General features: G+C 63.0%; 9 protein-coding genes and 2 pseudogenes. 7 read left to right on the top strand and 4 right to left on the bottom strand.

The window, feature by feature from the left end; translation table 11 throughout:
• From RTX98_RS05430 to RTX98_RS05405, 6 genes and pseudogenes are all read left to right on the top strand, one after another.
• Nucleotides 1-148, top strand: a pseudogene (locus tag RTX98_RS05430) (dihydrodipicolinate synthase family protein); the annotation flags it as partial.
• A 104-nt stretch (nucleotides 149-252) separates the two neighbouring features.
• Complete coding sequence (locus tag RTX98_RS05425) at nucleotides 253-1,212, top strand: nucleoside hydrolase (RefSeq protein ID WP_312795142.1); 960 nt, start codon at nucleotides 253-255, stop codon at nucleotides 1,210-1,212.
• Nucleotides 1,209-2,192: a nucleoside hydrolase gene (locus RTX98_RS05420; RefSeq protein ID WP_312795141.1), complete on the top strand. Its 984-nt coding sequence runs from the start codon at nucleotides 1,209-1,211 to the stop codon at nucleotides 2,190-2,192. Before RTX98_RS05425 ends, RTX98_RS05420 begins: the two co-directional genes overlap by 4 nt.
• Nucleotides 2,189-3,166, top strand: coding sequence for an ABC transporter permease (locus RTX98_RS05415; protein WP_312795140.1), 978 nt, complete (start codon nucleotides 2,189-2,191; stop codon nucleotides 3,164-3,166). The genes RTX98_RS05420 and RTX98_RS05415 overlap by 4 nt, the downstream gene beginning before the upstream one ends.
• Nucleotides 3,163-4,098 carry an ABC transporter permease gene (locus RTX98_RS05410; protein ID WP_312795139.1) on the top strand — a complete coding sequence of 312 codons (936 nt, stop codon included), beginning with the start codon at nucleotides 3,163-3,165 and terminating at the stop codon, nucleotides 4,096-4,098. The genes RTX98_RS05415 and RTX98_RS05410 overlap by 4 nt, the downstream gene beginning before the upstream one ends.
• Nucleotides 4,099-4,101: 3 nt before the next feature.
• Entirely contained in the window at nucleotides 4,102-5,922 is a 1,821-nt protein-coding gene (locus RTX98_RS05405; RefSeq protein WP_312795138.1) for an ABC transporter ATP-binding protein, read from the top strand.
• 49 nt (nucleotides 5,923-5,971) lie between these two features.
• Here the strand turns inward: RTX98_RS05405 and RTX98_RS05400 are convergent, their stop codons facing one another.
• From RTX98_RS05400 to ubiT, 4 genes are read right to left on the bottom strand one after another with little or no spacing between them, the layout of a single operon-like run.
• Complete coding sequence (locus tag RTX98_RS05400) at nucleotides 5,972-6,337, bottom strand: hypothetical protein (RefSeq protein ID WP_312795136.1); 366 nt, start codon at nucleotides 6,335-6,337, stop codon at nucleotides 5,972-5,974.
• Nucleotides 6,334-7,239, bottom strand: a complete 906-nt coding sequence (gene ubiV / locus RTX98_RS05395) for a ubiquinone anaerobic biosynthesis protein UbiV (RefSeq protein WP_312795134.1) — start codon at nucleotides 7,237-7,239, stop codon at nucleotides 6,334-6,336. The genes RTX98_RS05400 and ubiV overlap by 4 nt, the downstream gene beginning before the upstream one ends.
• Before the next feature lies 1 nt (nucleotide 7,240).
• The gene (gene ubiU / locus RTX98_RS05390) at nucleotides 7,241-8,218 is read right to left on the bottom strand and encodes a ubiquinone anaerobic biosynthesis protein UbiU (protein WP_312795133.1); all 978 of its coding nucleotides are present in this window, start codon (nucleotides 8,216-8,218) and stop codon (nucleotides 7,241-7,243) included.
• Nucleotide 8,219: 1 nt separating this feature from the next.
• The gene (gene ubiT / locus RTX98_RS05385) at nucleotides 8,220-8,714 is read right to left on the bottom strand and encodes a ubiquinone anaerobic biosynthesis accessory factor UbiT (protein WP_312795132.1); all 495 of its coding nucleotides are present in this window, start codon (nucleotides 8,712-8,714) and stop codon (nucleotides 8,220-8,222) included.
• Nucleotides 8,715-8,727: 13 nt separating this feature from the next.
• On the opposite strand from ubiT, the pseudogene RTX98_RS05380 reads away from it, so the two are divergent.
• Nucleotides 8,728-9,149: pseudogene (locus RTX98_RS05380) on the top strand (UbiD family decarboxylase domain-containing protein); the annotation flags it as partial.

The raw sequence follows: 9,149 nt of genomic DNA, 5'->3' as shown, positions 1-9,149 counted from the left end.
CGCGCGCTATTCGATCGCGGCCTGCATCAAGACGGCCTTGCAGTTGCAGGGCTTTGCCGTCGGCGATCCGATCGCACCGCAGGTGCCGCTGGATGAGGCCGCACGCAACGAGATCGCCGAGGTTCTGCGCTCCGTGGGTGCGCTGTAGAACCGCCGTCAACACCGAAATGCCTTTGTCGACACCAGGGCGCCGCAGCTTGTGAACGCGGTTCGAGCCCAGGGGACGACACGTTAATGCTCAGGTAAATGTTTATGACTTCCACCCAAATCATCATCGACTGCGATCCCGGCATCGACGATGCCATTGCGCTTCTGGCGGCGTTCGTGTCGCCGGAACTGGAGATCCTCGGGATCACGCCCGTATCGGGCAACCAGCCGCTGGAACGCACGGTGCGCAACGCCTTGCAGATCTGCGAACTTGGCGGGCGCACCGACATCCCGGTCTATCCCGGCTCCCACCGTCCGCTGTTGCGCGACGTGATCCGCGGCCAGTTCCATGGGCAGTCCGGGCTCGGCAACACCAACCTGCCGGAGCCGAAAAAGCGTGCCGAGCAGAAGGGTGCGGTGGAGTTTCTGGTGGACCGGCTGGGCGAAGCCGCGCGGGCGGCCAAGCCGATTACGCTGTGCTGCCTCGGTCCGCTGACCAACATCGCCATGGCGCTGCGGATCGATCCAGGCATCGCTGCCGGCATTGCCCGCATCGTGATGATGGGCGGCGCTTATCGCGAGCCGGGCAACCGCACCATGACCGCCGAGTTCAACATGCTGGCCGATCCGCATGCGGCGCATATCGTCTTCTCGTCCGACATTCCGATCGTCGCGCTCGCGCTGGATGCCACGCATCAGGTGATCCTGACGCCGGAGCATGTCGAGCAGTTTGCCTCCGTCAGCGGCCGGATTGCCTCGACCGTTGCCGACCTGATGGCCTTCTGGGACCGCAATCAGGTGGAGCGTTATGGCTCGCGCGGCGGGCCGCTGCATGATCCGCTCGTGATCGCTTTCCTGCTGGCCCCTCACCTGTTCCAGACCAAGCGCGCCCGCGTGTTCATCGAGCACGAAAGCGAGCTGTGCATGGGGCAGACGGTGGCTGACTGGTACAATAAGAGCGGCTTGGAGCCGAACGCTGAGATCGTTGCCCATGTGGACGCCGAGGGTGTGATCGCGCTCTTTCTCGACCTGTTTTCCCGCTACAGAAACGAGCGCGCTGCATGAGCCGCATCTCCGTCATCATCGACACCGATCCCGGCGTGGACGATGCGGCTGCGATCATGCTCGCACTCGGATCGCCCGAGATCGACCTGCGCGGTGTGACTGTGGTGGCCGGCAATGTCGGGCTACAGGCGAGCGTTGCCAATGCGTGCAGGATCGTGGCACTGGCTGGAAGGCGTGACGTGCCGGTGTTGGCGGGTGCGGCCCTTCCGCTTGTCGGCAAGCAGGCCTTTGGCAAATATGCCCATATCGGCAACTTTCCCGACGATCTCGTGCCGAACACCGATTATGAGCCGGCGACGCTTTCGGCCGTGCGCTTCATTGCCGAACAAGCACGCGTGGCCGCCGCCGACGGACGCGGCATCACGATCTGCGCCATCGGCCCGCTGACCAACATCGCGCTGGCGCTGCGGCTGCACCCGGATGTGGCCCGCGGCATCGAGAGCATCGTGATCATGGGCGGCGCGTTCACCGCGCTCGGGCATCGCACGCCGTTCGCCGAGTACAACATCCTCGCCGATCCGCATGCCGCCGACATCGTGTGGCACTCCGGTGTGCCGGTGGTTCTTCTGCCGCTCGACGTGACGCTGCAGGCGCTGTTTGTTGAACAGGATTTCGCCGCTATGGAAGCGCAGGGCAGCCCCTGCGGCAAGTCGCTGGCCGGGCTTCTGCGCCGGTTCGACCGCAGTGACCTCAAGCGTTACGGCAGGCCCGGCGGGCCGATCCATGATGCGATGACGGTTGCCTGGCTGTTGCAGCCGGAACTGTTTTCAGGCAGCCACTGCGCCATTGGCGTGACACTTTACGGCCCCACCGCCGGCCAGACCTGGGCGGATCTTCACGGCAAAACCCAGCAGCGCCCCAATGCCTGCGTGATGACCCATGTCGACCAGGCCGGTTATCGCCGGCTGGTGGTGGATCGCATCGCAAGGCTTGGTGCGACGCCGCGACCAACGACCCCGAAAAGGGAGTTCCACGCATGAGCAGTTACCTCTTTAGCCGCGTCATCCAGACGATCGTGACGCTGTTCGTCATGAGCCTTCTGGTGTTCGTGGGCCTTTATCTCGTCGGCAATCCCGTTGATGTGCTTCTGAGCTCATCGGCGACACCCGCCGAGCGGCTGGAGGTCATTCAGGCCTTTGGTCTCGACCGACCGGTCTGGGAGCAGTATTTCGTGTTCCTGAGCAAGGCGCTGACAGGCGATCTCGGCAACTCCTTCGTGTTCAACCAGCCGGCGCTCGACCTGATCCTGCAGCGGATGCCCGCAACGCTGGAACTCGCTTTCGTGGCGCTGGTGATGGCGCTGGTGCTGGGCATTCCGCTCGGCATCTATGCCGGCTTGAAGCCGCATAGCCTGGTTTCCAAGTCGATCATGACCTTCTCCATCCTCGGCTTCAGCCTGCCGACCTTCTGGATCGGCCTGATCATGATCATGGTGTTCAGCGTGCAGCTCGGCTGGCTGCCGGCATCCGGGCGCGGCCAGACGGTCGACCTGTTCGGCGTGCCGGTGAGCTTCCTGACCTGGGACGGGCTGAGCCACCTGATCCTGCCGGCCTTCAACCTCGCGCTGTTCAAGATCTCGCTGGTGATCCGCCTCACGCGGGCTGGCGTGATGGAGGTGATGCAGCTTGATTTTGTGCGCTTTGCCCGTGCCAAGGGCATGCCGGAAAGCCGCATCCTGCGTGTTCATGTAATGAAAAACACGCTGATCCCGCTGATTACGGTGATCGGCCTCGAACTCGGTTCGCTGATCGCCTTTGCCGTGGTGACCGAAACGATCTTCGCATGGCCGGGCATGGGCAAGCTGATCATCGATTCCATCGCCGTGCTCGATCGTCCCGTCGTGCTCGCTTACCTCATGATCACCGTCATCATGTTCAGCGTCATCAATCTCGTGGTTGACATTCTATATTCCGTCGTCGATCCGCGCGTCCGTTTGGAAGGAGGTTCGCGATGAGCAACCCTCACGAACTCTCGACCTCGGTTCATGCTGGAACGGAAACGCTGGTAGCGCCTGCCGTGTCGCCCTTGAAGCGCACCTTCATCGCGCTGCTGCATAATCGTCTGGCGCTGACGGGCCTGATCATCACTGGCATCCTGTTGCTGGCGGCGATCCTTGCCCCAGTGCTGGCGCCGCAGGATCCGTATGACCTGGCGCAGCTCGACATCATGGACGGGCGGCTGGCACCGGGCGGCGAAAGCATGTCGGGCCTGCATTATTGGCTTGGCACCGATACGCAGGGCCGCGACCTTGTCAGCGCCATCATGTACGGGCTGCGCACTTCGATCCTCGTTGGCATCGTCAGTGCGGCCGTTGCGCTGGTGATCGGCACAAGCATCGGCCTGTTCAGCGCCTATGCCGGCGGTCGGACCGATGCGGTTCTGATGCGCATCGTCGATATTCAGCTCAGCTTCCCGTCGATCCTGATCGCGTTGATCTTTCTGGCCATTCTCGGCCAGGGCATCGACAAGATCATCATCGCGCTGGTGGTGACGCAATGGGCCTATTATGCCCGCACGGTGCGCGGTTCGGCGCTGGTGGAAAGCAAGCGCGCGTATATCGAAGCGGCGCGCTCGATGGCACTGCCGGACCGCAGCATCATCTTCCGCCACATGCTGCCGAACTGTTTGCCGCCGCTGATCGTAGTGGCCACGATGCGCGTGGCTTACGCTATTATGCTGGAAGCGACGCTGTCCTTCCTCGGCATCGGTTTGCCGGTGACGGAACCTTCGCTCGGCCTGCTGATCTCCAACGGCTTCGAATATATCCTGTCGGGCGATTACTGGATCAGCTTCTTCCCAGGCATCACGCTGCTTCTTCTTACCGTAGGCATCAACCTGATCGGTGATGCGCTGCGCGACATCCTCAATCCGCGCCGGGAGGGCTGACCGATGACCAGACCGATCCTTTCGATTGACGACCTCAACACCGCCTTCAAGGTGGGCGGCGAATGGCGCAACGTGATCCGCGATGTCACCTTCGACATCGCCGAGCGCGAGACGGTGGCGGTGGTCGGTGAATCCGGTTCCGGCAAGAGCGTCACCGCCATGTCGATCATGCGGCTGCTTGGGCCCAACGCCCGCTCGACGGGGCGCATCGAGTTCGAGGGCCAAGACCTGCTATCGCTCCCGATGGACGCGATGCAGCACATTCGCGGCAACCGCATCGGAATGATCTTCCAGGAGCCGATGACCTCGCTCAACCCGGTGCTGAAGATCGGCGACCAGATTACCGAAGTGCTGATGCAGCATCGCGGCATGGATCAGGCTAAGGCTCGGGCCGAAGCCGTGCGCCTGCTCGACAAGGTGCGCATCCCTTCCGCCCAGGCGCGGCTCAACGAATATCCGATGAGCTTTTCCGGCGGCATGCGCCAGCGCGTGGTGATCGCGATTGCGCTGGCCTGCGAACCGAAGCTGCTGATTGCCGACGAGCCAACGACGGCGCTCGACGTCACCATTCAGGCGCAGATCCTGGAGCTGATCAAGACGCTGCAACAGGAAGAGGGCATGTCGGTTCTCTTCATCACCCATGACATGGGCGTGGTGGCCGAGATTTCCGACCGCACGGTGGTGATGTATCGCGGCGACATCGTGGAAGCCGACACGACCGAGCGCATCTTCCGCGACGCGGCGCATCCTTATACCCGTGCCCTGCTTTCGGCTGTGCCGCAGCTCGGCTCCATGACCGGTGAGCCGCGCCCGCTGCGCTTCCCGATCGTCGATATGCGCACCGGCGAAGCGCAGCCGGTGAAGCCGACCGCCGACACGGTGCGGACCGACGAAGCGCCGATCCTCAAGGTCGACCATCTCGTCACGCGCTTTCCGGTGCGCAAGGGTATCCTCCAGCGCACGGTCGGTAACATCCATGCGGTGGAAGACGTGTCGTTCGAACTGCGCAAGGGTGAGACCCTGTCGCTGGTCGGTGAATCCGGTTGCGGCAAGTCGACGACTGGCCGTTCGATCATCCGCTTGACCGATCTCACCTCCGGTTCTGTGACGATCAGCGGCCGAGACGTGGCAAGCGCTTCGAAGACGGAACTGGCAAGCATCCGCCGTGATGCGCAGATGATCTTCCAGGACCCGTTCGAAAGTCTCAATCCGCGCATGCGGGTGGGCGACGCTATTGCCGAGCCGATGGTGACACATGGCCTCGTGAACCGCGCCGATGCAAGGCAGCGTGTGGGCAAACTGCTCGAACAGGTCGGTCTGTCGCCCGCGATGGCCGACCGTTTCCCGCACGAGTTTTCCGGCGGACAGCGCCAGCGCGTCTGTATCGCGCGTGCGCTGGCGCTCGATCCCAAGCTGATCGTGGCGGACGAATCCGTGTCTGCGCTGGACGTTTCGATCAAGGCGCAGGTGATCAACCTGATGCTCGATCTGCAGGAGCAGCTTGGACTCGGCTATCTCTTCATCAGCCATGACATGGCGGTGGTGGAGCGCATCAGCCATCGCGTGGCGGTGATGTATCTGGGCGAGATCGTCGAGATCGGTCCGCGCCAGGCGGTGTTCGAAAATCCGCAGCATCCCTATACGCGCAAGCTGATGTCAGCGGTCCCGATCGCTGATCCGACGCGCCGGCGGGTGCGCAACATTTCGAACGACGAGATCCGCAGTCCCTACCACGATGCCGGCTACGCCCCTGCTCCGCTTCATTATCAGGAAGTCAGCGCGGGTCACTTCGTGCAGATGCAGGCAGTGGAAAAGGCTGCGTAAGAGACTGCGCGGTCGCGGACGGAGTGCCGTTCGCGACCACGTGACATGCTCAGTCGGTCGGGGATTCCGCTGCCATCATGCGCAAATCCTCGGCGCCACGCATGGCGTGTTCGGCAATATCGTCGAACAGATGCGCCAGTTCGGCAAAGACGGGACGATCGGAGTCCTGCCAGCTGATCTCTTCCAGCTCAGCAAGCAGATCCACCAGAGCCGCAATAGCGGCGCGGTGCTGACGCGACGACAGAAGATGCCGTCGCGTCTCACGCTGTTTTTCCATCGCTGCAAAGCGGTGCAGCGCATCGTTGACGCGCTCGCGACAACCGCAATCCAACGCCACCGTACCGATGATCCCCTCGATGCGATGCACGAAGTCTTCTGCGTTCTGGCGGGGCGTGAGGACCTGGTGGAAGTTCATGCCGCCACCCACTTCATGCCGGGCTGCCCATGGAGAAAGCCGTTGGCGTAGGGCGCGGCTGCGTAAAGGTTGCGCAGTGCTGCCATCGCTTCCTGCGCCGAAAGGGCGCCGTCTCGGACTTCTGCATAAAGCCGCGCGACCGCAACCATGTCGCAATCCTGCGGGGAGAGTCGCAGATGCGTGACACCGATCTTGGCAAGTCCACCCAGATCGTGGAGCAGCACCTGGCAATGCCGCGACATGGTCTGCACGCCGTTGACGGTCAAAAAGGACTGACCATCCAGCGTGTCGACATCAAGCCCATCCGGCTCTTCACCGCAGACGAATTTGCAGTTGTCCTTCGTGTTGCCCTTGGCGCGGGCATGGGCGCATCGCGCCGAGATGGCGAGCGGCAGGCGACCGAACGCGATGACCTCGAACTCAACGCCCGGCGCACCGGCAATGATCGACCCGATTGATGTCGCAGACAGTTCGGGGCCGATGCAGATGCGTGACGCACCTTTGCGTGCAAGGAGCGCGGCGGTAGCGCCATTATAGACGTTGACGAAGGGACCGATGCGGTGCGGCTTGCCAACAAGCAGGCGAAGCGCCGAAAGATCGTTGGCTTCCACCATGGCCTGCCCTGCCGCCAGCCGGCGCGTGGCGATGGCTTCACGTTCGAGCGTGACGAGGGCCAGCGAGGCGACCGCCACATCCTTGCCGGCGTCGGTCAGCCGCATCACCACATCATCGAGGTAAGGCTTGATGAAGTGGTCGCGCTTGGAGCAGACAACTTCGCCGAGCGTCACCGCATCGACATCCTCGCTATCTGCCACCCGATAATAAAAGTCGCGCCATTTGTCGCCGGCCCAAAGGTAGGGGACCGGACCCATGGTGATCTTGAGTGCTGCCTGATCGGTCATGTCAGCGCCACTTCTTTTCATAGGCTCCGGACGTGGTTTGCTGCCCTTCGCTGAGCTTGCGCAGTTGCGCGACATGGGCTGGGCGTGCTTCCGGCGAGGCAGACAAAGCGCGGCGCAGGCTCGAGACGACTTCGGCCACATAGGCCTTGCCACGCTGTCGACCCTCGATCTTCAGCGCCTTCACGCCGGCCGCCCGCAAGGCATCGAGGTGATCCATGACGTCCAGGCTGACCGGATCCTCGAACGCATAAGCGTCGCTGTCGGCGATGTGGAAGCGCCCCTTGCAGAGCGTCGGGTAGCCGGCAGGCTCGTTCTTGCCGAAGCGGTTGATGGTGAAGCCGCCGAGCTCCGACACCATGTCGGCGCCATCTTCGCGGTAGCGCACATGACTGGCCGGGGAGCACACACCCTGCATGTTAGGCGACTTGCCAGTGACATAGGATGATAGGGAGCACCGGCCTTCGGCCATGACGCAAAGGCCGCCAAAAGCGAAGACTTCGAGTTCGCAGCTGACCTGCCGTGCAAGGGCTGCGATCTCAGCCACGGTGAGCACGCGCGGCAGCACCAGCCGTTTCGCCCCGAAGCTTTCCACCAGGAAGTTGACGGCATCGGCGTTGGAAGCGGATGCCTGAACCGAAACATGCAGCCGTTGGTCTGGATGCCTGGTGGCGACGTAATCCATCAAGGCCATGTCGGCGAGGATCAGGGCAGTCGCACCAGCCGCCGCCGCATCGTCGGCCGCGCGATACCAGATGTCCTCGGCGCCGGCGCGCATGAAGGTGTTGAGCGCGACATAGGTGTCGACGCCGCGCGACCGGCCAAAGGCGATCGCCGTCTTCATCTCGTCGCGCGTAAAGTTGAGGCCGGGAAAATTGCGGGCGTTGGTTTCGTCGCGAAATCCGCAGTAGATGGCGTCGGCGCCGGCTTGAACGGCCTCGCGGTAGGCCGCGGGCGTGCCGGCAGGGCAGATCAGCTCCATGTCAGGCCAACCCCTCCAGCGCACGGCTGCGCACCCGAATGGCCAGTTCCTGGAACGGCACGGCAAAGGGTCCGGCCAGACCCGCGAGGTCCTTCGGCAGGTCGAAGCCGCAATCGTCCAGGGCGTTGCGCAGGGCGAGCATCGCTTCCATGTCGCCGGTTACGCTGAGGCTGCGCGAGAAGAACATAGCATCGCCGTCGATCCGGCCTTCCAGCAGGGCCAGCAGCATGACGAGCGGGCCGTTGACGGCTGCATCGGTGTCCGGCGCCTGCCGCTTTCGGTACACTGAGATCGATGGCGTTGCCGGGTGGATCAAAAAGGCAAGATCCAGATCCGTCGGGCTGAAGCCGAACCGTTTCTCCGCATAAGAACCCAGCCGGTCGAACAGATTGGGATGCTGGCGCAGCGCGCGCCGGAACACGGCGTCGACGATCTTCTGCACCACCGGCAGGGGCGTTGTGTTCACGGCGAGAACGAGAGGGCGTGGAATATCCATCGGGCGCTTCTGATTGAGTAAGTCCTCGCCTGTCCTATCGAGCTTCATTCATGCTGCCTTTGATCAAGCGCAAGGAAGAAGCCATTTCCTTGCGATAACCGTCGGCGCCATGTCATGCCCCTTCCTTCCCGTCCCTCGTCATCCGATCGCTAGGCATCTGCGCGGTTTCCTTCAGATCCTGGAAGACCGCGGTCTTCTCAGGCGGATCACGGTCCCGATCAGCGTCCAGCACGAACTCACCGAAATTCATAGCCGGGTGCTGCATGCGGGCGGACCGGCCCTGCTTGTCGAAAATGCGGTGCTGGCAGATGGCCGTGCCGCCTCGATGCCGGTGGTCGTGAACCTGTTCGGCACGGTCGAGCGCGTGGCGCTTGGGATGGGGCTGGATGAAACCGATCTGCCGCGTCTTGGCGAAGCCATGGCCGATCTTCGCGC

The sequence above is a fragment of the Tianweitania sp. genome (assembly GCF_032053605.1).
Taxonomy (GTDB): Bacteria; Pseudomonadota; Alphaproteobacteria; order Rhizobiales; family Rhizobiaceae; genus Tianweitania.
This window is presented reverse-complemented; position numbering and strand designations above follow the sequence as displayed.

Coding starts and splice junctions, on each gene's coding strand:
- RTX98_RS05425 (WP_312795142.1), top strand. CDS start 253: ATGACTTCCACCCAAATCATCATCGACTGCGATCCCGGCATCGACGAT.
- RTX98_RS05420 (WP_312795141.1), top strand. CDS start 1,209: ATGAGCCGCATCTCCGTCATCATCGACACCGATCCCGGCGTGGACGAT.
- RTX98_RS05415 (WP_312795140.1), top strand. CDS start 2,189: ATGAGCAGTTACCTCTTTAGCCGCGTCATCCAGACGATCGTGACGCTG.
- RTX98_RS05410 (WP_312795139.1), top strand. CDS start 3,163: ATGAGCAACCCTCACGAACTCTCGACCTCGGTTCATGCTGGAACGGAA.
- RTX98_RS05405 (WP_312795138.1), top strand. CDS start 4,102: ATGACCAGACCGATCCTTTCGATTGACGACCTCAACACCGCCTTCAAG.
- RTX98_RS05400 (WP_312795136.1), bottom strand. CDS start 6,337: ATGAACTTCCACCAGGTCCTCACGCCCCGCCAGAACGCAGAAGACTTC.
- ubiV (WP_312795134.1), bottom strand. CDS start 7,239: ATGACCGATCAGGCAGCACTCAAGATCACCATGGGTCCGGTCCCCTAC.
- ubiU (WP_312795133.1), bottom strand. CDS start 8,218: ATGGAGCTGATCTGCCCTGCCGGCACGCCCGCGGCCTACCGCGAGGCC.
- ubiT (WP_312795132.1), bottom strand. CDS start 8,714: ATGGATATTCCACGCCCTCTCGTTCTCGCCGTGAACACAACGCCCCTG.